The organism is Achromobacter veterisilvae, assembly GCF_037619525.1.
GTDB classification, from domain to species: Bacteria; Pseudomonadota; Gammaproteobacteria; order Burkholderiales; family Burkholderiaceae_B; genus Achromobacter; species Achromobacter veterisilvae.
Genome location: NZ_CP148753.1, coordinates 1,468,531 through 1,491,221 on the forward strand (window position 1 = coordinate 1,468,531; position 22,691 = coordinate 1,491,221).

The 22,691-nt window shown below is 68.4% G+C and carries 18 protein-coding genes; 7 read left to right on the plus strand and 11 right to left on the minus strand.

The annotated features are described in order from the left end of the window. The first annotated feature begins 95 nt into the window (after positions 1-95). The 6 genes from WHX56_RS06875 to WHX56_RS06900 all read left to right on the plus strand — a co-directional run bounded on the left by WHX56_RS06875 (position 96) and on the right by WHX56_RS06900 (position 8,517). The gene (locus tag WHX56_RS06875; RefSeq protein ID WP_338880828.1) at positions 96-911 is read left to right on the plus strand and encodes a helix-turn-helix domain-containing protein; all 816 of its coding nucleotides are present in this window, start codon (positions 96-98) and stop codon (positions 909-911) included. A gap of 139 nt (positions 912-1,050) precedes the next feature. Continuing rightward, complete coding sequence (gene hemE, locus WHX56_RS06880; protein WP_129244985.1) at positions 1,051-2,124, plus strand: uroporphyrinogen decarboxylase; 1,074 nt, start codon at positions 1,051-1,053, stop codon at positions 2,122-2,124. Positions 2,125-2,416: 292 nt separating this feature from the next. Then, positions 2,417-4,507, plus strand: a complete 2,091-nt coding sequence (locus tag WHX56_RS06885; protein ID WP_338880829.1) for a primosomal protein N' — start codon at positions 2,417-2,419, stop codon at positions 4,505-4,507. Between the two features lie 204 nt (positions 4,508-4,711). Next, positions 4,712-6,775, plus strand: coding sequence for a UvrD-helicase domain-containing protein (locus WHX56_RS06890; protein WP_338880830.1), 2,064 nt, complete (start codon positions 4,712-4,714; stop codon positions 6,773-6,775). A gap of 129 nt (positions 6,776-6,904) precedes the next feature. Further along, positions 6,905-7,759 carry a class II glutamine amidotransferase gene (locus tag WHX56_RS06895; protein WP_287754132.1) on the plus strand — a complete coding sequence of 285 codons (855 nt, stop codon included), beginning with the start codon at positions 6,905-6,907 and terminating at the stop codon, positions 7,757-7,759. A 137-nt stretch (positions 7,760-7,896) separates the two neighbouring features. Then, a complete protein-coding gene (locus WHX56_RS06900) occupies positions 7,897-8,517 on the plus strand; it encodes a hypothetical protein (RefSeq protein ID WP_338880832.1) in 621 nt (206 codons plus the stop codon). Positions 8,518-8,699: 182 nt separating this feature from the next. Here WHX56_RS06900 and dapD read toward each other — a convergent pair whose 3' ends face one another. The 10 genes from dapD to WHX56_RS06950 form a co-directional block, all read right to left on the minus strand. Then, positions 8,700-9,677, minus strand: coding sequence for a 2,3,4,5-tetrahydropyridine-2,6-dicarboxylate N-succinyltransferase (dapD, locus tag WHX56_RS06905; RefSeq protein ID WP_129244996.1), 978 nt, complete (start codon positions 9,675-9,677; stop codon positions 8,700-8,702). Positions 9,678-9,757: 80 nt separating this feature from the next. After that, on the minus strand, positions 9,758-10,705 hold the full coding sequence (locus WHX56_RS06910; RefSeq protein ID WP_338880833.1) for an autotransporter outer membrane beta-barrel domain-containing protein: 948 nt from the start codon (positions 10,703-10,705) through the stop codon (positions 9,758-9,760). A 42-nt stretch (positions 10,706-10,747) separates the two neighbouring features. Next, positions 10,748-11,878 (minus strand): M20 family metallopeptidase, encoded by a 1,131-nt coding sequence (locus WHX56_RS06915; RefSeq protein ID WP_129245000.1) that lies wholly within the window; start codon positions 11,876-11,878, stop codon positions 10,748-10,750. Positions 11,879-11,917: 39 nt separating this feature from the next. Then, complete coding sequence (locus WHX56_RS06920) at positions 11,918-12,823, minus strand: alpha/beta hydrolase (RefSeq protein WP_129245002.1); 906 nt, start codon at positions 12,821-12,823, stop codon at positions 11,918-11,920. Beyond that, positions 12,823-13,833, minus strand: a complete 1,011-nt coding sequence (locus WHX56_RS06925) for an ABC transporter ATP-binding protein (RefSeq protein WP_287753828.1) — start codon at positions 13,831-13,833, stop codon at positions 12,823-12,825. Before WHX56_RS06925 ends, WHX56_RS06920 begins: the two co-directional genes overlap by 1 nt. Beyond that, positions 13,830-14,813, minus strand: coding sequence for an ABC transporter ATP-binding protein (locus WHX56_RS06930; RefSeq protein WP_129245006.1), 984 nt, complete (start codon positions 14,811-14,813; stop codon positions 13,830-13,832). The genes WHX56_RS06925 and WHX56_RS06930 overlap by 4 nt, the downstream gene beginning before the upstream one ends. Before the next feature lie 138 nt (positions 14,814-14,951). Then, a complete protein-coding gene (locus WHX56_RS06935) occupies positions 14,952-15,872 on the minus strand; it encodes an ABC transporter permease (RefSeq protein ID WP_129245008.1) in 921 nt (306 codons plus the stop codon). Positions 15,873-15,878: 6 nt separating this feature from the next. Beyond that, entirely contained in the window at positions 15,879-16,856 is a 978-nt protein-coding gene (locus tag WHX56_RS06940; protein WP_338880834.1) for an ABC transporter permease, read from the minus strand. Between the two features lie 45 nt (positions 16,857-16,901). After that, positions 16,902-18,533 carry an ABC transporter substrate-binding protein gene (locus WHX56_RS06945; RefSeq protein ID WP_338880835.1) on the minus strand — a complete coding sequence of 544 codons (1,632 nt, stop codon included), beginning with the start codon at positions 18,531-18,533 and terminating at the stop codon, positions 16,902-16,904. Between the two features lie 65 nt (positions 18,534-18,598). After that, entirely contained in the window at positions 18,599-19,570 is a 972-nt protein-coding gene (locus tag WHX56_RS06950) for a succinylglutamate desuccinylase/aspartoacylase domain-containing protein (protein ID WP_338880836.1), read from the minus strand. A 264-nt stretch (positions 19,571-19,834) separates the two neighbouring features. Here WHX56_RS06950 and WHX56_RS06955 point away from each other — a divergent pair, with 264 nt between their 5' ends. Next, positions 19,835-20,737, plus strand: a complete 903-nt coding sequence (locus tag WHX56_RS06955) for a LysR family transcriptional regulator (protein ID WP_129245015.1) — start codon at positions 19,835-19,837, stop codon at positions 20,735-20,737. A 54-nt stretch (positions 20,738-20,791) separates the two neighbouring features. Here WHX56_RS06955 and WHX56_RS06960 read toward each other — a convergent pair whose 3' ends face one another. Next, entirely contained in the window at positions 20,792-22,405 is a 1,614-nt protein-coding gene (locus WHX56_RS06960) for an ABC transporter substrate-binding protein (RefSeq protein ID WP_129245016.1), read from the minus strand. Between the last annotated feature and the right edge of the window lie 286 nt (positions 22,406-22,691).

Consider the following 22,691-nt stretch of genomic DNA (forward strand, 5'->3'; position numbering starts at 1 on the left):
GGGCGGTGGACCCCCGCAATGCGTTCAGTACGAATAGCGGCGCTCGGCGCGCGCCAGTAGCCTTCGGCTTGGCTCAATCAAGCGTGGGAGGAAGCGTGCGAGACGTCCTGGATTGCGGGGTTCTGCTGGCGCCGGGCCATGAGGCGGCCATGCGCGACTGGGTCGGCCGGCATTCCGTCCGGGCGACGCGGCTGCGGCTGCACCTGGTGTCCCTCAGTCCCCTGCGCTACGCGGCCGCCACGGCTGCGGCGCTTCAGGCGCCGGAAGGGCCGGACGTCCAGGCGCTGGCGAGGCTGGCCGTGGCGCTCAAGCGTTACGACGCCTGCATCCTGCCGGTGGCGCCCGCGTCGCTCGCCTGGACGCGGATGGCCCTGCAGCAGGCCGGCGCCGCGCTGAACACGCCGGTCCTGCTGTTCGTCCACGACGTGAAGGCGCCCGCCATCGAAGACTTGCTGGGCCTGGGCGCCTGGGATTTCATGATGCAGCCGGCCTGCCCGGAAAGCATGCGCGTGCGGCTGGGCCGCCTGGCCAGGCCCGCCGCCAGGCTGGCGGCCCTGCGGGAACCCTCGGTGGATTACCCCGCGGCGGCAAGGTCCGCGGCCGCCGGCGGCGCCTGGCAGCCCGCCGCGTCCCGGCCCCGGGTGCCGGCGGACGTGGTCGAACAGGCCTTGTCCGGCCTGCGCCATCAACACCAGCGCGCCGCGCAGGAATCCTTCAGGGCGGCCAAGGCGCGGGTGGTGGACGGTTTCGAGCGCGACTACATCCGCCTGGCGCTGTCGCGCCACGGCGGCAACGTGGCGCAGGCGGCGCGGGCCTGCAGCAAGCATCGGCGGGCGTTCTGGGCGCTGATGCGCAAGCACGGCATCGAAGCGGCGCCCTACAGGCAGGCGGCGCAGGCGCGCGAAGACTGAGGCGCCGGGCCGGCGTCTGGCGCCGGCAGCGTCCGCCGCGAGCGCCGGGCTTGCGCCTGGGCAAGCCTGCCGCGGGCGGTTCCGGCGCCTTGCCGGCCAAGGGAAGTAAAATCACGGCTTCCGATCATCGAGGATAGTCGTGTCTGCTTCCGTCTTGAAGAACGATGTGTTCTTGCGCTCGCTCCTGCGTGAGCCCGTGCCCTACACCCCCATCTGGCTGATGCGCCAGGCGGGACGCTACCTGCCCGAGTACCGTCAGACGCGTGCCCGCGCAGGTTCGTTCATGGGTCTTGCCCAGAACCCGGACTACGCCGCGGAAGTCACGCTCCAGCCGCTGGAGCGTTTCGACCTGGACGCGGCCATCCTGTTCTCCGACATCCTGACCGTGCCGCACGCCATGGGCCTGGGCCTGGACTTCGCCGAAGGCGAGGGCCCGCGTTTCGCGCGCCCGGTGCGCACCGAGGAAGACGTGGCGCGCCTGGCCGTGCCCGACATGGACAAGCTGCGCTATGTCTTCGACGCCGTGGGCGTGATCCGGCGCGAACTGGACGGCAAGGTGCCGCTGATCGGTTTCGCCGGCAGCCCCTGGACCATCGCCTGCTACATGGTCGAAGGCCAGGGCAGCGACGACTACCGCCTGATCAAGACGATGCTGTACGCGCGTCCCGACCTGCTGCACCGCATCCTCGAGATCAACGCCGAAGCCACGCTGCAATACCTGAACGCGCAGATCGCCGCCGGCGCGCAGGCCGTGATGCTGTTCGATAGCTGGGGCGGCGTGCTCGCCGACGGCCTGTTCCAGCAATTCTCGCTGGCCTACACCCGGAAGGTGGTGGCCGGCCTGAACCGTGAAAACGAAGGCCGCCGCGTGCCCGTCATCGTGTTCACCAAGGGCGGCGGGCAGTGGCTGGAGGAGATCGCCGCCTGCGGCTGCGACGCCATGGGCCTGGACTGGACGGTGGACCTGGCGGCCGCGCGGCGCCGCACCGGGGATGCCGTCGCCTTCCAGGGGAACCTGGATCCGATGGCCCTGTTCGGCGGCGCGTCCGCCATCCGCGCGGAAGCGCGGCGCGTGCTGGACGCCTTCGGCCCGGTGGGCAAGGGCGGCCATGTCTTCAATCTGGGGCATGGCATTTCGCGGTTCACTCCTCCGGAAGCGGTAGCCGAATTGGTGGATGAAGTCCACCGCCACAGCCGTTCGCTCAGGGGGTAAGTAAGTGGACGCTTCGGCCCATAGGGCCGGAGCAGCGCGCACTTGTGCACAGCAAGATTGCTCTCGGGGAAAACCCTTTAGAAGCTAGTTTACAATCTTGAAAGATTGCGTAAGTCGCTGTTTTTAAAGGTGAAATACGAGTTTTCAACAAGATTTCACATGTTCGCGAAATCTTGCCTTATTCCAAATCCCGATGTTGCTCCAGCCTTTTCCCCAAAGTTATCCACAGGCGGGAAAGGCGCGCGAGGGCGTCAGCCAGGGTCATCCTTCCATATGCACCGTCCAAGCATCCATGTCTGAAGCGCAGGCGACCATGACTCCCCCGGCGGTCTGCTGGGTGCGGGTGGCGCTGGACGTGCCGCTGCCCGGCCCCTTCGATTACCGGAGCGAGGCGCCGGTGACGGTCGGCTTGCGGGTCATCGTGCCGTTCGGCCGGCGCAAGCTCATCGGCGTGGTGGTGGACAACCCGGCCGAGCCGTCTTACGACCCCAAGCAGATACGGCCGATCGAAGAGGTGCTGGACGACCTGCCGCCCTTCGACGAGGGCTGGCTGCGCCTGGCCCGCTTCGCCGCGGACTATTACCAGCGCCCGCTGGGCGAAGTGATGCTGCCCACGCTGCCGCCGCCCCTGCGCAAGCCGACCGCCTACCAGGGCAAGCGCTCGGCGGGCGGGCCGGTGGCCCGGCTGGATGGGCGCAAGCGCAAGGCGGCGCGGGCGCCGGCCGCCGCCGACGAGCCGCCGGCGCTCAACGACGCCCAGCGAACCGCCGTGGATACCATCGGCGCCCTGGACGGGTTCAAGCCGGTGCTGCTGCACGGCGTGACCGGCAGCGGCAAGACCGAGGTGTACCTGCGGACGGCCGAGAAGGTGCTGGCAGCCGGCCGCCAGGTGCTGCTGATGGTGCCCGAGATCAACCTGACCCCGCAGTTGGAAGGCGCGCTGCGCGCGCGCCTGGAGGCGCTGGTCGGGCCGGACGGGCTGGCCGTCATGCACAGCGGCCTGTCCGACGGCGAGCGCCTGCAAGCCTGGACCCGCGCCCAGCGCGGCCAGGCGCGCATGCTGCTGGGCACGCGCATGTCGGTGTTCGCGCCCCTGGGCGAACTGGGCCTGATCGTGGTGGACGAGGAGCACGACGCGTCCTACAAACAGCAGGACGGCCTGCGCTATTCGGCGCGGGACCTCGCCGTGTGGCGCGCGCACGATCTGGACATCCCCGTGGTGCTGGGGTCCGCCACGCCGTCGCTGGAAACCTGGCAGCACGCCGAGCGCGGCCGCTACCTGCGGCTGGGCCTGCCGGCGCGCGCGCGCGCCAGCAGCCTGCCGTCCATGCGCCTGGTGGACACGCGCCGGCTGCAAATGAAGCACGGCATGTCGCCGCAACTGCTGGAGGCCATCGGCCAGCGCCTGGAGCGCAAGGAACAGTCGCTGATCTTCCTGAACCGGCGCGGCTATTCCCCGGTGCTGCATTGCCAGTCCTGCGCCTGGGTGAGCAATTGTCCGCGCTGCACGGCGTTCACCGTCCTGCACCGCAACGAAGGCCGCGGCCACCGCCTGCAATGCCACCATTGCGGCTACCAGGCGCCGGTGCCGCGCGCCTGCCCGGAATGCGGCGACCAGGACCTGGCGCCGATGGGGCGCGGCACGCAGCGCGTGGAAGAGCACCTGGCCGAACTGTTCCCCGGCGCCCGCATCCTGCGCATCGATGCCGACAGCACGCGCAAAAAGGGCAGCGCCGAAGCGCTGTTCGCGTCGGTGCACGCAGGCGAGGTGGACATCCTGGTGGGCACGCAGATGGTGGCCAAGGGCCACGATTTCGCGCGGCTGGGGCTGGTGGGAGTGCTGAACGCGGATTCGATGCTGTTCGCGCATGACTTCCGCGCGCCGGAACGCCTGTTCGCGCAATTGATGCAGGTGGCCGGCCGGGCGGGCCGGCACCAGGGCAACGGCGAGGTGCTGATCCAGACCGGATACCCCGAGCAGCCGGTCTACCAGGCCTTGCTGCGGCACGATTATGCGGGCTTCGCCCGCCACGCCCTGCACGAGCGCGAAAGCACCGGCCTGCCGCCTTTCGTCTACCAGGCGCTGCTGACCGCCGAAGCGCGCGAGCTGAAGGTGGCCCAGGAATTCCTGGAGCGGGCGCGGGTCCTGCCCGAGGGCGAGTGGGCGGCGGATTTTCCCGGCCTGGACGCCATCATGCTGTACGACCCCGTGCCCCTGCGCGTGGTGCGCGTGGCCAATATCGAGCGCGCGCAACTGCTGGTGGAAAGCGGCAGCCGGCCGGCCTTGCAGGCGTTCCTGGCGTCGTGGTCGCACCACCTGCCGTATTTGGCCAACGAGGCCCGCGTGCGCTGGCAACTGGAAGTCGATCCGCTGGAAATCTGACGGCGGCGGCCCTCCATGCGTCTTGGGCCCGATTGTTCTATGATCTTTCTCCTCTATCGCGCCGGCGCGGCGAACCCGCCGCGGCGGCCGCGCCCGTCCCCTTTTTCTCGCGCTGTGCCGGCCCGCTGACGGGCGGCCGCAAGCCCCGCGCTTGCCGGCCGCGCCCGCATTGCGGCTGCCGCAATGCATGACTATCCGACCCAAATGTCCGCAAGCGAACCGATAGGCCTAGGCATGAATCCCGCCCAGAGGGAGGCGGTGCTTTACCTGGACGGCCCCTGCCTGGTGCTGGCCGGCGCCGGCAGCGGCAAGACGCGGGTGATCACGCAGAAGATCGCGTACCTGCTGCGCGAGTGCGGCTACATGGGCCGCAACGTGGTGGCGCTGACCTTCACCAACAAGGCCGCGCGCGAAATGGACGAGCGCGTGAAGACGCTGGTGGACCGCAAGCTGTCCAAGGGGCTGATCATCAGCACCTTCCATTCGCTGGGCGTGAAGATGCTGCGCGAGGAAGCGCGCAATGCGGGCCTGAAGCCCACGTTTTCGATCCTGGACGCCGACGATGCCATGGCGATCATCCAGGAACTGCTGGGCACGACCGACAAGGCGCGGCTGCGCCACGTGCAGGGCATCATCTCGCTGTGGAAGAACGCGCTGATGGAGCCGGACGACGCCGCGCGCGAGGCCATCACGCCGGGCGACGTGGAGGCGGTCAACGTGTACCGCAGCTACGCCGCCACGCTGGCGGCCTACCAGGCGGTGGACTTCGACGACCTGATCCGCATCCCCGCCCAATTGCTGGCCAGCAACGAAGAGGTCCGCACCCGCTGGCAGAACCGCGTGCGCTACCTGCTGGTGGACGAATACCAGGACACCAACGTGTGCCAGTACCGCCTGGTGCAGTTGCTGACCGGATCGCGCGCCATGTTCACGGCGGTGGGCGACGACGACCAGGCCATCTACGCCTGGCGCGGCGCGACCATCGAGAACCTGGCGAAGCTGACGACCGACTATCCCAGCATCAAGCTCATCAAGCTGGAGCAGAACTACCGCTCGGTCCAGCGCATCCTCGCGGCCGCCAACCAGGTGATCGAGAAGAACCCCAAGCTGTTCGACAAGAAGCTGTGGTCCGACCTGGGCGTGGGCGAACCCATCCTGGTGTCGGCGATGGACGGCGAAGAGCACGAGGCGGAGTCCATCGCGGTGAAGGTATCGGCCGCCCGCTTCGAACGCCAGGCGCAATGGAAGGACTTCGCCATCCTGTACCGCAGCAACCATCAGTCGCGCATCCTGGAGCAGGCGCTGCGCAACCTGAAGATCCCGTACACGATCTCGGGCGGGCAGAGCTTTTTCGACAAGGCCGAAGTGCGCGACGTGCTGGCCTATCTGCGCCTGATCGCCAACGACGAGGACGACCCCGCGTTCATCCGCGCGGCGACCACGCCCAAGCGCGGCATCGGACAGGCCACGCTGCAAGTGCTGGGCCAGTACGCGGCCGGCCGGGAACTGTCGCTGCTGGCGGCGGTGGCGGAAACCGGCCTGGAAAGCCAGTTGGCGCCGCGCCAACTGGAGCCGCTGCGCACCTTCGCCGAATTCATCCGCCGCATGCAGTGGCGCGCCGGGCGCGGCGCGGCATCCGGCAAGGACGCGGCACCCGCCGAGCCCGCGGGCGTGCTTCTGGACGACCTGCTGGAGGCCATCCAGTACGAGCGCCACCTGTACGAACTGTTCGAGGAACGCCCCGCGCAGACGCGCTGGCAGAACGTGCTGGAACTGACCGGCTGGCTCAAGCGCAAGGCCGAGGAAGACGACATGACGCTCTTCGAACTGGTCCAGCACGTGGCGCTGGTCACCATGCTGGAACGGGGAGAGGAAGAAGAGCCCGACGCGGTGAAGATGTCCACGCTGCACGCGTCCAAGGGGCTGGAGTATCCGCACGTGTACCTGGCGGGGGTGGAAGAGGGCCTGCTGCCGCACCTGGGCAAGGACGACGAGGTCGGCGACCCGGCGCGCGCGGCGGAAAACCTGGCGACGCGCATCCAGGAAGAGCGCCGGCTGATGTACGTGGGCATCACCCGCGCGCAGCGCAGCCTGAACCTGAGCTGGTGCAAGCGCCGGCGCCGCGCGCGCGAGGACCTCGTGCGCGAACCGTCCCGTTTCATCGAGGAAATGGGCCTGGGCGACGTCCGCATCCAGGAGGACGAGGCCACGGCCGCCATGAACCCCAAGGAGCGCATGGCCATGCTGAAGGCGCTGCTGAAGAAGTAGAGGGGCCCGCCGAGGGGGGCCGCCTAGGCGCCCTGGGCGCTTGTGGAACCTCGCGGGCTGCTCCTACACTGGATTGCGCCCGTCCCGCCGTCCGGGCGCGGAATCCCTGCCGGAAAGAAGGAGCGCGTCATGTGTCGTTGGCTGGCCTATAGCGGTAGTCCCATACAGATGGAGAGCGTGCTTTTCAAAGCCAAGCACTCCCTGATCGACCAGAGCCTGCATGCGCGCCTGGGCGCCACCACCACCAATGGCGATGGCTTCGGCCTGGGCTGGTACGGCCGGCCCCCGGATGGCCGGCCCCTGGAGCCGCCGTTCCGCTATCGCAGCGTGCATCCGGCCTGGAACGACCGCAACCTGCGCGAGGCGGCGCGCGCGATCCACGCGCCGCTGTTCGTCGCGCATATCCGCGCCGCCACCGACACGCCGGCGCAGGAGACCAATTGCCATCCGTTCCGGCACGGGCAGTGGCTGTTCGTGCACAACGGCGTCATCCGCGACTATCCGCTGCTCAGGCGCGACCTGATGCTGATGATCGCGCCCGCGTATTTCGGGTCGCTGGAAGGGTCCACGGATTCGGAGGTGATGTTCCTGCTGGCGCTGAGTTTCGGCCTGGAGGAAGACCCGCTCCTCGCGCTGGCCCGCATGGTGGGCGCGGTGGAGGAGACGGGCCGGCGGCACGGGGTGGCGCAACCCATCAACATGACGGTCTGCGCGCTGGACGGGGAACGCCTGATCGCGGTGCGCTACTCCAGCGAGGGCGATTCGCGCACCTTGTTCCACAACACCTGCGTGCATCACCTGCGCCAGTTGTACCCCGACAATCCCCAGATCGCGGCGCTGGACGACGATGCCTTCCTGCTGCTGTCGGAGCCCTTGACCGAAATGCCGGGCGCCTGGGAAGCGGTTCCCGAAGCCACCGCCATCATCGCGGGGCGCGGCGGGGTGACGCACCATCCGTTCGCGCCGGTGCCGCCGGGGGCGTGAGCCCGTCCGAAAACACCGGAAAACCCGGGAAAACGGGGTCATCAAGCACGTATTGTCCATATAGGGGAGAATACGGATCGCATGACTGTGCGACGTCCTGGGCCGCGAAAGCACCCTACTACCAATAAGGAAGTTGCATGACCGATAGCCGAACCCCGCAAGCCTCTGAAGCACTAGCGGTGTTTAACCACACGGGGAGCGCCCCGGATTGCTTTGAACTGCACGAGCATGGCGTCGTCAGCCGACAGGGCGACACGCGCACTTACACCGCATTCGCGGATATCCAGGACCTCTGCCTGTTCGCCTCCGGGCCGGACGCCACCGCGGGCCTGATCGACAACTTCGCCTATCGCACCCGCGCGGCGGATGGCTGGACGCTGGTGTCCGGCGACGTCGGCGAATTCAGCAAGCTCATGGACGCCTTCCGCTCGCGCTACGTCGCGCAGCGCCTGCCCGTGCTGGAAGAGACGATCGCCGACGGCGGGCGCGTCGCGTTCCGCTATGTCCGCGGCGGCGTCTTCCCGGACCTGCAGACGCAGGAGCTGGCCCTGTCGGCGGAAGGCCTGCACATCGACGGCGCCACGTGGCCGTACGAGTCGCTCAAGCGCATCGACCTGAACCACTGGGCCGAGACGGTCAGCCTGCAGGACGAGCAGGGCAAGACTGTGTTTTCGTGCCTGGCCACGCGCATACTGAGCTCGGATTTGTTCGTGAACCTGGTCTACGACCGGTTGGGACGGACGGCGGAATACGCTTGAGCTTGGGTTAGCCTTAGGTATTAGCCGGTGTCTGACACCCGGGGGACGCTGTTTCAAGCTGGCTAGGGCATCTCGTATGGGTGTCAGACACGCAGAAGGTTAGGTATCGGTGTCTGACACCCGGGGGACGTTGTCTCAAGCTGTCCAGGGCATTTCGTATGGGTGTCGGACACGCGGAGGGGTTACGTGTGCAAATCCGGATTCAGCGTGCCCCAGGCCGCGGTCCGCACCAGGCACTCCACTGCGCCGGTCTGCGAGTTGCGGCGGAACAGCAGGCCGTGCTGGCCCGCCAGCGAGGTCGCCTTCACCACCGCGCCCTCCGGCGTCAGCACGCGCGTTCCCGCGGTGATGTAGCAGCCGGCTTCCACCACGCAATCGTCGCCCAGCGAAATCCCGATGCCGGAGTTGGCGCCGAGCAGGCAGCGCTTGCCGATGGACACCACCTGCTTGCCGCCGCCTGACATGGTGCCCATGATGGAGGCGCCGCCGCCGATGTCGCTGCCGTCTCCGACGATGACGCCCGCGCTGATGCGGCCTTCGACCATCGAGGCGCCCAGCGTGCCCGCGTTGAAATTGCAGAAGCCTTCGTGCAATACCGTGGTGCCGGGCGACAGGTGCGCGCCCAGCCGCACGCGCGCCGTGTCGGCGATGCGCACGCCGCCGGGCATGACGTAATCGGTCATGCGGGGAATCTTGTCCACGCCGCGGATCTCCAGCACCTGCCCGGACGCGCGCAGGTGCCAGCGCAGGGCGTCCACCTGGTCCACCGCGCAGGGGCCGGCCGACGTCCACGCCACGTTGGACAGCACGTTGAACAGGCCGTCCAGGTTGGCGCCGTGCGGACGGATCAGCCGGTGGCTGAGCAGGTGCAGGCGCAGGTAGGCGTCATGCGCGTCGGCCGGCGGCTCGTCCAGCGACGCGATGGCGGTGCGCACGGCCACGATGTCCACCTTGCGGCGGGTGTCCCGGATCAGGGCGGTCGGTACGTGTTCGCCGAGCGCGGCGCGGGCCTCTTCCGGCGTCAGGTGGCGCGTGCCGGTGGCGGGCGAATTGTCGGCGAGCGACGGGCGGGGATACCAGGTGTCCAGGATGGCGCCATCGGCGGCCAGCGTGGCGATGCCGTAGGCGATGGCGCTGAGGGGCGTAGGGGTATCGGACATGATGGCGGAGGCGAGAGCGCGGTCGGGGGGGTAATTCTAGGCGAAAAAACAGCCGCTCCCGGAGGCGGGCGCCGCCGCCGTCAGAGGCTGCCGTAGGCCCAGCGCAGGCTCAGCGACCCGGTGTGTTCGCGCATGCCGCCGCCGTACTGGCCCCCATAGGCCAGCCCGATGGCCGCCGAGCGCGACAGGGCCACTTCCGCGCCCAGCCCCACGAGCGCGGCGCTGGGGGCGATCGGGGCGCCGGCGACCGTCAGCACGCCGCCGCCGTCGAGCGCCAGGGTCGTTTCGGGTTCCACGTCGCCGAATGCGCGGCGCCAGCCCAGGAGGGCGTGCACGCGGACCATGGTCGGGCCCAGCGGCACGCCGGCCTGCCCGCGCAGCCCCAGCGTCGTCGTGGTCTGCGCCAGCCGCCCGCTGCCGGCGGCGATCGCGGCCGATCCGCCCGATTCCGCGAAGCCGCGCGTGCGCACGTCGCGCAAGGCCAGGCCGGCGAACGGCTCCAGGCTTGCGCGCTCCGGCAGCGGCAGTTCATAGCCGAGTTCGGCGAAGGCCAGCACCGTGTTGGCGCTGACGTCCGCCGTCAGGGTCTGGGAAATGCCCGGCAGGTCGAAGTGGCGCGTCGTGTCCATGTCGTGCCAGGCGTAGGAGGCGGCGGCCAGCAGGTTCACCTTGCCCGCGCCGGCCGCGAAAGACCGTTTCCCGTAGAGGGTGGCGCTGTAGCTGTCGACGGTCGCCCTGGCGTCGAGCGCATCGACCCGGACCCGGGCGCGGGTGGCGCCCAGCGCGCCGCCCAGCCGCCAGCCGGCGCCGGCATCGAATTCGCCGCCGGCGTAGACGCCCGTGGTGCGCTGCTTGATGCGCGTCGCGGCGCCGCTGCCTTCGAGCAGTTGCCAGTTGTCGATCGCGACGATCCAGCCTTGCGGCGTTTCACGGGCGCAGGCCGCGCCGGCGCCCGCGCCCATCAGCGCGAACGCGGCGAATGCCGGCGCCAGCAGCCGCCGGCGGGCGCGCCCAGGACGCCGCGGCATGCCGCGGCGCTGTCCGGAAGTCCGCACTCGGGGCGCGGTCTGTTAGGACAGTTCCTTCAGCAGCAGTTCCCAGAACTTCAGGCGCTGTTCCAGGGTCGAGACCAGCACGTACTCGTTCAGGGTGTGCGCGCCGTCGCCGTCGGCGCCCAGGCCGTCCAGCGTGGGAATCCCCATGGCGGACGTGAAGTTGGCGTCGCTTCCGCCGCCGGTCATCGGCGCGTCTTCGAGCGGGAAGCCCGCGCGTTCGGCGTAGCCCTGCGCCAGCGCCAGCAGTTGCGTGGCGGCCTCGGTCTTCACCATCGGCGGGCGGTTCAGTTCCACGTTGATGTCCAGTTCGACGTCCGGACCCACCGCGCACAGTTCGCGCATTCGGCGCAGCACGTCCTCAGCGGCGCCCATGTCGGGAACGCGGAAGTCCACCACGCAGCGGCACAGCGCCGGCACGGTGTTGGTCACGGTGCCGCCGGCGATCGTGCCGACGCTGACGGTGATGCCGCGCTCATAGTCGGTCATGGCTTCCAGCGCCAGCACCTGGTGCGCCATTTCGCGGATGGCGCTGCGGCCTTTCTCGTGCTGCATGCCGGCGTGCGCCGGGCGGCCCTTGACGTTCAGGTTCAGCATGCCCGTGCCCTTGCGGGCGGTGACGCACTTGCCGCCATTGGGGCGCGCCGGTTCGCACACCAGCGCGTACTTGGCGTTGGCGGCGAAGCGTTCGATGTGCGTGCGCGACGCGTGGCTGCCGGTTTCCTCGTCGGGCACCACCAGCAGGTCCACCGGCAGCTTGGTCGCGCCGGGACGGGCCAGGCCGGACAGGGCCGAGAGCGCCAGGTAGATGCCCGCCTTCATGTCGTAGCCGCCCGGGCCGTAGAGGCGGTCGCCCTCGATGCGCACCGGATTCTCCAGCAGCGTGCCGACCGGGTGGACGGTGTCCATGTGGGCCAGAATCAGGATGCCGGGGCGGGTGTCGCCGGGCGCGCGGTTGGTGGCGTACAGCAGCGGGCCCGTGGCGGGGCCCAGCGACGACAGCTCCACCGTCAGGCCGGCGGCCGCGGCGAAGTCGGCGATGATGCGGGCCATCGCGGCGATGCCTTCGGGAAAGTTCGAGGGCGATTCGCATTGCAGCCAGCTTTGGATGCCGGCGACGATCTGTTCGGTGCTGGGAGTGGTGGACATGGCGGTATCGGAGTTCGGCGGATTGAGAAAAGGGAACGGTCAGGCGACCTGCTGGCCGGCCAGGCGGGCCAGTTCGGCGTCGTCGGGCATCCGCCCGTCGAACCAGAGGCTGGCGCAGACGGCGGACATGGCCCGCCCGTCGTGGCCGATGCCGGGCACGACCTGCAGCGTCCAGCCGAACGGCACGCCGCGGCGCTCCGCTTCCTTGCGGCCGGACTCGAAATAGTTCTTGGCGCGTGCGAAGCGGTGCGGGCCCTGGCGCATGGCGGCGGGCTCGGACGGCAGGTTGGGGTCGTCGGTGGCGATGTCCTGGTCGCCCGCCAGGATGGTCATCGGGTAGGCCAGCAGCTTCACCAGGTGGTCTTCCGTCAAGCCGACTCCGTCCATGCCTTCGGGGAAGGGGTAGTCGAACGTGGGCAGCGTGTACCAGCCCGGGTTGCCGGCCGCGACCGCCTTGAACGGCGCGTGCGGCTGGCTGCTCATCAGGCGGTGCACGAACTGGCCGCCGGCCGAATGGCCGAACAGGTAGACGTTCTGGCCGTCGGTGATTTCGCCGGCGATCATGTCCTTGATCACATTGCCGACCAGCGCGTAGGTCCAGCCGTCGATGTGGCGCGGATTGCCGCCGGCGGAGAACACGCGGCCGTTGTTGTAGCTTTCGACGCCGGGCCAGATCTCGTTGGAGAAGGTCGGCGCCACGATCAGCAGTTTGTGCTTGTCGGCGGCCTCGACCCAGAAGTCGCGGTATTCGTCGCCGTTGCGCAGCACGCCGTGCTGCACGATGACGACCGGGCGGTCCGGCGTGTAGCCGTAGGGGCGGTACGTCTGCAGCTTGAAGGGGCGGTCGGCGTTGCGGTCTTCATCCACGTACAGGATGGCGTTGCGGCCCGCATGGCCCATTTCGATGGCGATGCGGTCCACGTTGGACATGTCGGAGGGTTTCATCAGGCGTTTGCCTCGTTCAGGTGACAGGCCGACCAGTGGCCCGCCGAGATTTCTTTCAGCTCCGGCGCCTGTTCGCGGCAGCGGGGCATGGCGTGGGGACAGCGGGGATTGAAGGTGCAGCCCGGCGGCGGATTCAGCGGCGAGGGGATCTCCCCCTTGATCGGCGTGAACTTGCGGCCGCGGCGGCCCACGTCCGGCACTTCGGCCATCAAGGCCTGGGTGTAGGGGTGGTTGGCGCGCGCGAAGATCTCGGCCGAGGTGGAGATCTCCACGATCTTGCCCAGGTACATGATCGCCACGCGGTCCGAGATGTGCTTGACCACGCCCAGGTCATGGCTGATGAACAGGTACGTGAAGCCGTGCTGTTCGCGCAGGTCCATGAACAGGTTGATCACCTGTGCCTGGATCGACACGTCCAAGGCGGCCACGGGCTCGTCGCAGACCAGGAACTTCGGGGACACCATCAGGGCGCGGGCGATGCCGATGCGCTGGCGCTGGCCGCCGGAAATCTGGTGTGGAAAGCGGTCGCGGTACTCGGTGTCCAGCCCCACTTCCTTCAGCGCGCGGTCGATGCGCGCGGGAATCTCGGCGGAGGGCGCCAGCTTGTGGACCTTCAGCGCTTCGCCCAGGATCTGGCGCAGGCGCTGGCGCGGATTCAGCGAGGCCTGCGGATCCTGGAAGATCATCTGCACGCCCAGCGTGTACGCCAGCTTCTCGGCGCCGCGCAGCCGGCGGGCGTCCTGGCCCAGGTACCGCAGTTCGCCCTCGGTCTGGCGGTGCAGGCCCGCCACGACGCGGCCCAGCGTGGACTTGCCGCAGCCGGATTCGCCGACCAGGCCCAGCACTTCGCCGCGCTGGATGGACAGGTCGACGCCGTTGACGGCATACACGGTGCGGCGGTCGATGGGGCGGCCCGCCATGGCCAGGATGCGCTGGGCCAGGTCGGGACGCTGCTCGAAGCGCTTGTGGACGTTCTTGAGCTCGATGACGGGAGTATCGGCTGGTCTCATGCTGACTGTGCCTCGCGGGCGATCGGCACGTAGCAGCGGTAGCTGCGCGGGCCTTCGGTGGTGACGGAGGGGGCTTGTTCGGTGCAGCGCGTGACCGCGTTGGGGCAGCGCGGACGGAACGCACAGCCCGCGGGGCGGCCGGCCAGGCTGGGCGCCATGCCGTTGATCTGGTGCAGGCGCGCGCCGGGCTGCGTGGTGCCGGGCATCGAATCCAGCAGGCCCCTGGTATAGGGGTGGCGCGGCGCGTCCAGCACCTGTTCGACCGGGCCGCTTTCGACGATGCGCCCGGCGTACATCACGGCCACGCGGTCGGCCAGTTCGGCCACCACGCCCAGGTCGTGGGTGATCCAGATCAGCGCCGTATTGTGCTCGCGGCAGATTTCCTGCATGCGGTAGAGGATCTGGCCCTGGATGGTGACGTCCAGCGCCGTGGTCGGCTCGTCGCAGATGATCAGGTCGGGCTTGTTCAGCATCGCGATCGCGATCGCCACGCGCTGGCGCATGCCGCCCGAGAACTCGTGCGGATAGCTCTTCAGGCGCTTTTCGGGCGACGGAATCCCCACCATGGCCAGCGCGTCGCGGCAGCGCGCCTCGGCCTCGGAGCGCGAGACGTTTTCATGGGTGAGGATGGCTTCCATCATCTGCTCGCCGATGCGCAGCACCGGGTTCAGCGTCATCAGGGGATCCTGGAAGATCATGGCGATGCGGTTGCCGCGCAACTGGCGCATCTGCTCTTCGCTCAGCTTGCGCAGGTCCGTGCCCTTGAACTTCACTTCGCCGTCCACGACCTCCCCGGGCGGGTCGATCAGGCCCAGCAGCGAGAACCCGGTGACGGACTTGCCGGAGCCGGATTCGCCCACCAGGCCGACGATCTCGCCGCGGCGCACGGTAAGGTCGACGCCGTCGACCGCCAGCCAGGCGCCGGCTTCAGTATGGAATGCGGTGCGCAGGCCGCGCACATCAAGTAGTGTTTCGCTCATTTCATTCGTCCATTACGCCGCCAGCAGCGCCTGCAACGGGCGCCGCCCGATCGGGATGCCGCGGAGCCGGCTTTGCCGGTCCGCAGGCATGCCCCCTTGAGGGGGAAGCGCGCAGCGCTTCGGGGGTGGGCTTTCCCTTCATGCTCGACGAGGATCCAGGCTTTCGCGCAGGCGGTCGCCTACGATGTTGATGGAGAGGATCAGCACCAGCAGGGCGATGCCCGGGAACAGGCTGATCCAGTAGTCGCCCGACAGCAGGTACTGGAAGCCGTTGGAGATCAACAGGCCCAGCGAGGGTTCGGTGATGGGCACGCCCACGCCCAGGAACGACAGCGTCGCTTCGAGGGCGATGGCGGTCGCGATCTGGATGGTGGCGAACACCATGACGGGGCCCAGGCAGTTGGGCAGCAGGTGGAACAGCATGATGCGCCAGGCCGGAAAGCCCAGGTTGGCGGCGGCTTCCACGTATTCCTTGCGGCGTTCCTGCAGGGCCCGGCTGCGCATGATGCGCGCGTAGTGGCCCCACTGCACCAGCACCAGCGCGAGGATCACCTTGTCGACCCCGCGCCCCAGCACCACCAGCAGCACCAGCGCCACCAGGATGGTCGGGAAGCCCAGGATGAAGTCGACGATGCGCATCAGCACGGTGTCGACCACGCCGCCGATATAGGCGGCCACCAGGCCGATCGCGCCGCCCACGGCGGTGGCCAGCACCACGGCGGACAGGCCCACCATCAGGCTGATGCGCAGGCCGTACAGGATGGCGCTGAGCATGTCGCGGCCCTGGTCGTCGGTGCCGAGCCAGGCGATGCTGCCGTCCATCAGCGCCTGGCGCGGCGCCAGGCGGCCGTCCATGAGCGACAGGTTGGCCAGGTCGTACGGATTCTGCGGCGCGAAGTAGGGCGCGAAGATCACCAGGACGATCAGGATGGCCAGGGCGATGGCGGAGCCGCGCACCGTGGGGCGCGCGTGCAGTTTCTTCAGGATGGCGGCGCGCTGGGGCGTCTCGGCCAGAGGCTGGACGGTGCGGGTGCGGCCGGAATTGGGAGATTGAGCCATGGCGGATTATTGAGCGGGGGTCACGAGCTGCACGCGCGGGTCGAGCGCGGCGTACAGAATGTCCACAACCAGGTTGATGATCACGAAGATCAGGGTCACCAGCATCACGTAGGCCACCACGACCGGGCGGTCGAGCTGGTAGACGCTGTCGATCAGCAGCTTGCCCATGCCGGGCCAGGCGAACACGGTTTCGGTGATGGTGGAGTAGGCGATGAGGGTGCCGAACTCCATGCCGATCACGGTGACCACCGGGATGAGGATGTTGCGCAGGATGTGGCGGCGCACGATGCGCCCGGGCCTCACGCCCTTGGCGCGTGCGAACTTCACGTAGTCCTGGCTGCGGGCCTCGACCACGCCGGAGGCCGTCAGGCGCAGCACCAGGGCGATGTTGGCCAGGGCCAGGTTGATGGCCGGCATGATCAGGTGCGACCAGCCGTCGGCGGTCAGGATCGACAGCCGCACGCCCAGCACCGTGACCGTGTCGCCGCGGCCGGTGGCGGGCAGCCAGCCCAGCCAGACCGCGAACAGCAGGATCAGCATCATGCCCTGCCAGAAGTTCGGCAGGGAAAAGCCCAGCACCGACGACGCCATGATGCCGCGTCCCAGGGGCTGGTCGCGGTACAGGCCGGCGACCAGTCCCAGCGGAATGCCGAAGACACAGGTCAGCAGGATGGCCACGATGACCAGTTCGAACGTGGCGGGGATGCGCTGCACGATCAGTTCGATGGCGGGAATGCCGTGCACGAAGGACGTGCCCAGGTCGCCATGCAGCGCGCGCCACAGGAAGCCCGTGTATTGCTGCCACACCGGCAGGTCCAGGCCCAGGCGGGCGATCATCGCCTCGCGCGCGGCCTGGCTGGCTTCGGGACTGACCAGCAGTTCTATCGGGTCGCCCACGGCATAGACCGCGAAGAAGACCACGACCGAAACGGCCAGCAGCACGAACAGACTCTGGATCAGTCTGCGTAGGATGAACAAGGCCACGAGATTATTTCCTTGGTGGGCTCAGGGGTTGCGGGCGCCGCGTGTTTACTTGGCGGGCTTGGCCGACATGGCCAGGGTGTACTGGTCGGCGCGGCCTTCGTACGTCAGCCCTTTGCGGAACGCCCAGATGCTGCTTTCGAAATGCAGTGGAATGCTGGGCAGGTCGGCCAGCGCAAGGGCCAGCGACTCTTGCAGCAGCTTTTCCCGCGCGGCCGGGTCCACGGTGACGAGGGCGCGCTTGAACACGCGGTCGAACTCGGGGTTGTCGTAGCCGCCGTAGTTGCTGGTGCCCAGGCCGTGTTCCTTGTCGAACGCGCTGACCCAGTATTGTAGGAAAGACGAGGCCTCGCCCGTTTCGGACGACCAGCCGCCCATGGCGAAGCTGAATTCGCGCTTGGCGCGCTTGGGGAAATACACCGAGCGCGTCATGGTGTCGACGGTGGTCTTGATGCCCACGCGCGACAGGTATTGCGCCACCGCCTGCGAGATCTGCGCGTCGTTGATGTAACGGTCGTTGGTGGACGAGACGGTCAGCTCGAAGCCGTCCGGGTAGCCGGCCTCGGCCAGCAGCTTCCTGGCGGCGGCCGGGTCGTACTTGAGTTCGGGCGGATGGGGCAGGGTGCCGAACATGCCGTCGGGCAGGAACTGGTTGGCCGGCGTGGCCGCGCCGTCCATGATGCGGTCGGCGATGGTCTTGCGGTCGATGGCCAGCGAAATGGCGCGGCGCACGCGCACGTCCCGCAGCGGATTCTTGCCGTCGGCGGCCTTGACACCGGGGCTGGGGCTGCGCGCCACGTCGGGCTGGAAGTACACCACGCGCACCGACGGCGTGGTGACGTGGCCGAAGCCGGGCGTCTCCGAAATACGCTTCACGTCGCGCGCGGCCGGGTTTTCGATCAGGTCGAAGTCGCCCGCCAGCAGGCCGGTCAGGCGCGGGCCGGCGGCCGGCACCGGCACCAGCTTCACGTTCGCCCAGGCCGGCTTGTCGCCCCAGTACGCGTCGTTGCGCGCCAGCTCGATGCCGGTGCCCTTGACGTAGCTCTTCAAGGTGTACGGGCCGGTGCCGATCACGGAGCGGCCGCTGTTGAAGTCGGCCACGGTGGGCCAGGCGCCGGTGACGCCGCATTTGTTCTTCAGGTCGAAGCCGATCGGGCCGTGCTCGGCGATGCCGTTCCACAGCATGGCCATGCGGGTCAGGTCGTTGGGCAGCAACGGATAGGGCTGGCGCGTCTTGATCACCAGGGTGTTGCCGTCCCGCACCTGCACGTCGGCGAACTTCTGGATGATGGACGGGTACGAGCTGCTGATGGACTGCTCGTTGTTCACCACGCGGCAGAAGGTGAAAAGCACGTCCTGCGCCGTGAACGGCTGGCCGTTGGAGAACTTGACGCCTTCGCGCAGCGTGAATTCCCAGGTCGTGTCGTCCACCGGCTTCCAGGCCGTGGCCAGCCGGGGGATCAGGTTCATCGCGGCGTCCTGCCCCACCAGCGTCTCGAACAGGTGCGAGGTCATCGCGTCGTTCGGCGTGGCCTGGTGGTAGTGCGGATCCATGGAGGTCGGCTCGGACGACAGGCCGATCTTCAGGGTGGCGGGGCCTCCCTGGGCCAGGGCCGCGGGCGCACAGGCGGCCAGCGTACAGGCGGTGAGGATGCTGCGGTAGAACGTCTTGGCGGACATGGTTTTTTCCCTTGTTGTCTTGGTCTTTCCGTGGCGGCGCCCGGCTGCGCGGGCGCTCCGGTGCGTCAGGCGATGGGCTGCGCCAGCCGGACGACGGTCACGCCGGGCCGCAGGTTGGCGGTGGACGGCATGATCAGTACGCAATCGTCATAGGGCGTGACGACGGGCTCGCCTTCGGACCAGCCGATCAGGCTGCCGGCCGCGGCCAGCGTTTCCAGGCCCTTCCAGGGCTGGGCGAAGCGGAAGTCGGCGCTCTTGGCGGCAATGGCGTGGGTGACGCGCAGGGCGCGCTGCGACGGCGCGCCGGGGGCGAACCACGCCTCGGGCAGGTCGCCGCGGTCCACGGCGTCCGCCGCCACCAGGAAGCGCGCCATCTGGTCGATGGCCACGCCGCGCGCCTCGGGCGCGCCATGGAAACCGCATTCGATCAGCAGGGAACGGGTGCCGTTGTCGCCGGATTCGCCGAAGCGGCCGTAGTCGCGCATGCGCACGCCCGCCGCGTGGCCGGCGTCGGCGATGATGGTGGCGGGGTTGCCCAGCGCCAGGGCCAGGTCGATATTGCGCTGTTCCAGGCCGGTCAGTTGCAGCGGCACGTCGGAATTGCTCATCGAATGGAAGTCCAGCAGCCAGTCGGCCTGCGCCACCCAGGGGCGGAGTTCGGCCGCGCGACGGCGTTCCTGGCTGATGGGCACGCCCAGCTTGTCGCCGCTCCAGACGCGGTTCATGTCTTCATCGACGAAGCGCGCCGGGGCGTAGTTGGCGGAGTCGAAGCGGTCGAAGGCCGCCAGGTTGCAGAACGCCAGCGTCAGCGAGCCGCGGCGGGGCCGCAGGCCGGCCGCCAGCGCTTCTTTCAGCGCCCAGGCGCCGCAGAGTTCGTTGCCGTGCACCAGGGCGCTGAGCATGACGCGTTTGCCCGGCGCGCCCGAGTCGAAATGCCAGACGCCGGGCGTGTCCGTGTTGCCCACGCGCTCCGCCGACAGGTCCGGACAGGCGAGCAGAAATGGACGTGGAAGGGACGCGGGGGTGGGCGTAGGCATGGGAACTCCGATGAAGCGACGCGATTGTATAGGCGATGGCGGACGGGCGGCGGCTAAGTGCCGGTAGGGGCATGCGCCGCGGCGCGGCGGGCGCTGGAAAAGGCTGCTGGCACGGGTTTTCCCTTATTTTTGGGGCGCGTCATGGGCGCGCCGCCTTCGAGTATTCGCCGAATTCTAGGAGCTTGGAAGCTTTCTCTACAATTAGAATATTTATCAGAAGCTTTGCATAAAAGGCAAAGCTCGATCCGGCGGCCAAAGTTGAACATGCACGGTATTGCCCTGAAGTATTTTCTGGAGGTTGCCCAGGCGGGCAGCCTGAGCGGCGCTTCCGAGCGCCTGCACGTGGCGGTGTCGGCCATCAGCCGGCAGATCGCCAAACTGGAGGAAGAGGCGGGGGCGCCGCTGTTCGAGCGCGCCGCGCGGGGCATGGTCCTGAGCGAGGCGGGCCGATTGCTGCTGGCGCATGCCCGGCGCACCATGCTCGAGGCCGAGTCCGTCCTCCAGGAGATCGCCGAGGTCAAGGGCGCCGCGCGCAACGAGATCCGGGTGGCGTCCGTCGAAGGCCTGGCGCGGATCTTCCTGCCCTCGGTGATGGCGCGGTTCCACCGGGACTGGCCGAACATCCGTTTCGACCTGCACGTGGGTTCGCCCGCCGAGGTGAGCCGCCGGGTGGCCGAAGGCAGCGTGGACCTGGGCATGGCCTTCATCGCGGAGCGCGTCGGCGAGGTCAGCGCGCGCTATTCGCGCCGCGCGCCGGTGCAGGCGGTCATGGCGGCGGACCATCCCCTGGCGGGCCGCGCCAGCGTCAGCCTGCAGGACCTCGGCCAGTATCCGCTGGCGCTGACCGGGCCGGGCACCACCACGCGGCAGCTTTTCGAAATGGGGTGTGCCCTGGAATCGGTGCAACTGGAGCCCGTGCTGACCTGCAACGATTCCTCGCCGCTGCATGGATTCGTGTTCGGCTCGGACGCCATCATGCTCGGGGGCTATATCTCGGTGGCGTGGAGCCTGCGGCGCGACGAACTGGTCGCCGTGCCGATTTCCAACGCCGAACTGCAATCGCGCACCTTGCAGATCCAGGTCATGCCGGGACGGGTGCTGCCGCCCAAGGCGGAGGCATTCATCGAACTGCTGTGCCGGGAGCTGGACCGCGCGCTGGCGGGTTGAGCGCAAAAAAAAACGGCTGCGCGAGGCAGCCGTTTTTCGTTCAGGCGAGCCTGATTACTTCTTGTCGGGCGTGACCGAGGTGGCCAGCGTGTACTGGTCGCGGCGGCCTTCGTACGTGATGCCCTTGCGGAAGGCCCAGATGCTGCTTTCGAAATGCAGCGGGATCAGCGGCACGTTGTCCAGCGCGATCTGGGTGGATTCCTGCAGCAGCTTTTCGCGCTTGGGAGCGTCCACCGTCACGATGGCCTGCTTGTAGACCTTGTCGAAGTCGGCGTTGGAAAAGCCGCCGTAGTTGCTGGTGCCCAGGCTGTTGGGGGAATCCAGGGAAGCCACCCACAACTGGAACAGCGCCGAGGCTTCACCCGTTTCCGCCGGCCAGCCGCCCATCGAGAAGCTGAACTCGCGCTTGGCGCGCTTGGGGAAGTAGATGGAGGCCGTCATGGCGTCCACGTTGGTCTTGATGCCGACGCGCGCCAGGAACTGGGCCACGGCTTGCGCCACCTGGCCGTCGTTGACGTAGCGGTCGTTGGTGGACGACAGCGTCAGTTCGAAGCCGTTCGGGTAGCCGGCCTCGGCCAGCAGCTTCTTGGCGCCTTCGGGGTCGTACTTGATTTCCGGGGCCTTGGGCAGGGCGCCGAACATGCCGTCGGGCATGTACTGGTAGGCCGGGGTGGCCATGCCGTCCATGATGCGGGCGGTGATGGCCTTGCGGTCGATCGCCATCGAAATCGCCTTGCGCACGCGCAGGTCCTGCAGCGGGTTCTTGCCGTCGGCGCTCTTGACGAAGGGGCTGGGGTTGCGGCCCACGTCCGGCTGGAAGAACACCAGCCGGGTGGAGGGCGTGGCCACGAAGCCGAACTTGGGGTTGTCCTTCAGGCGGGGCAGGTCGCGGGCGGCCGGGTTCTCGATCATGTCGAAGTCGCCGGACAAGAGGCCGGTCAGGCGCGGGCCGGCGGAGGGCACCGGCACGAACTTCACTTCCTTCCAGTACGGCTTGGGACCCCAGTAGTTCTCGTTGCGGACGAGTTCGATGCCGGTGCCCTTCACGTAAGACTTCAGGGTGTACGGGCCGGTGCCGATGGCGTCCTTGCCATTGTTGAAGTCGGCCACGGTGGGCCACGGGCCGGTCACGCCGCAGCCTTTCTTCGGGTCGAAGGTCAGCTTGCCGTGCTCGACGATGCCGTTCCAGACGATGGGCAGCGAGCGGGCCAGTTCGGCGGGCATCAGCGGGAAGGGTTCGCCGGTCTTGATGATCACGGTGTGCGCGTCGGGCGTTTGCACGTCGGTGATGCGCTTGGTCATGTCCATGTAGGACTGCGACACGTTGGTCTCGTTGTTCAGCGTGCGGCACACGGTGAACAGCACGTCTTCGGACGTGAAGGGCTTGCCGTTGGAGAACTTGACGTCGTCGCGCAGCTTGAATTCCCAGGTCGTGTCGTCCAGGCTCTTCCAGGACGTGGCCAGCGCGGGAATCAGCTTCATGTCGGCGCTGCGGCCCACCAGCGAACTGTAGACGTGCGCGGAGAACGCGTCGTTCTGCGTCATCTTGTGGTAGTGGGGGTCCGCCGAGGTGGGTTCGGCCGACAGGCCGACCTTCAGCGTCTGCGCCTGGGCGGCGGCCAAGGGAATGGCGGCGGCCGCGAGGGCCAGGGTGGTGCGCAACTTCATGGTGACAACTCCGGATGGGGAACGAACCGGATCGTGCTTGCGTGTGAACCGCCTGCGCCAGCCGGACTGGCGGGGCCGCTCGGAGGGGCTCAGGGAGGTTTGGCGCCAGGCACGACGGCAAGGGGCCGATTATCGGTAGGGGCTTCGCGCGCTGTCAATGCAGAACGGCGAATGCGGCGCTAGGGAAAACGCCGAGAGGAGGGGGCGGGGAGGGCGTCGCGGGGGCCCCGGAATAGGGGTCGGCGCGGCGCGATGGCGTTCCGGTGAGGGCCGGGACGCCGCAATC

What these genes read in the sequence shown, in the direction of transcription:
- WHX56_RS06925 (WP_287753828.1), bottom strand. Translation starts at nt 13,833, where the DNA reads ATGAGACCAGCCGATACTCCCGTCATCGAGCTCAAGAACGTCCACAAG.
- WHX56_RS06920 (WP_129245002.1), bottom strand. Translation starts at nt 12,823, where the DNA reads ATGAAACCCTCCGACATGTCCAACGTGGACCGCATCGCCATCGAAATG.
- WHX56_RS06945 (WP_338880835.1), bottom strand. Translation starts at nt 18,533, where the DNA reads ATGTCCGCCAAGACGTTCTACCGCAGCATCCTCACCGCCTGTACGCTG.
- WHX56_RS06910 (WP_338880833.1), bottom strand. Translation starts at nt 10,705, where the DNA reads ATGCCGCGGCGTCCTGGGCGCGCCCGCCGGCGGCTGCTGGCGCCGGCA.
- WHX56_RS06900 (WP_338880832.1), top strand. Translation starts at nt 7,897, where the DNA reads ATGACCGATAGCCGAACCCCGCAAGCCTCTGAAGCACTAGCGGTGTTT.
- WHX56_RS06955 (WP_129245015.1), top strand. Translation starts at nt 19,835, where the DNA reads ATGCACGGTATTGCCCTGAAGTATTTTCTGGAGGTTGCCCAGGCGGGC.
- WHX56_RS06915 (WP_129245000.1), bottom strand. Translation starts at nt 11,878, where the DNA reads ATGTCCACCACTCCCAGCACCGAACAGATCGTCGCCGGCATCCAAAGC.
- WHX56_RS06885 (WP_338880829.1), top strand. Translation starts at nt 2,417, where the DNA reads ATGTCTGAAGCGCAGGCGACCATGACTCCCCCGGCGGTCTGCTGGGTG.
- WHX56_RS06895 (WP_287754132.1), top strand. Translation starts at nt 6,905, where the DNA reads ATGTGTCGTTGGCTGGCCTATAGCGGTAGTCCCATACAGATGGAGAGC.
- WHX56_RS06935 (WP_129245008.1), bottom strand. Translation starts at nt 15,872, where the DNA reads ATGGCTCAATCTCCCAATTCCGGCCGCACCCGCACCGTCCAGCCTCTG.
- WHX56_RS06930 (WP_129245006.1), bottom strand. Translation starts at nt 14,813, where the DNA reads ATGAGCGAAACACTACTTGATGTGCGCGGCCTGCGCACCGCATTCCAT.
- WHX56_RS06890 (WP_338880830.1), top strand. Translation starts at nt 4,712, where the DNA reads ATGTCCGCAAGCGAACCGATAGGCCTAGGCATGAATCCCGCCCAGAGG.
- dapD (WP_129244996.1), bottom strand. Translation starts at nt 9,677, where the DNA reads ATGTCCGATACCCCTACGCCCCTCAGCGCCATCGCCTACGGCATCGCC.
- WHX56_RS06960 (WP_129245016.1), bottom strand. Translation starts at nt 22,405, where the DNA reads ATGAAGTTGCGCACCACCCTGGCCCTCGCGGCCGCCGCCATTCCCTTG.
- WHX56_RS06950 (WP_338880836.1), bottom strand. Translation starts at nt 19,570, where the DNA reads ATGCCTACGCCCACCCCCGCGTCCCTTCCACGTCCATTTCTGCTCGCC.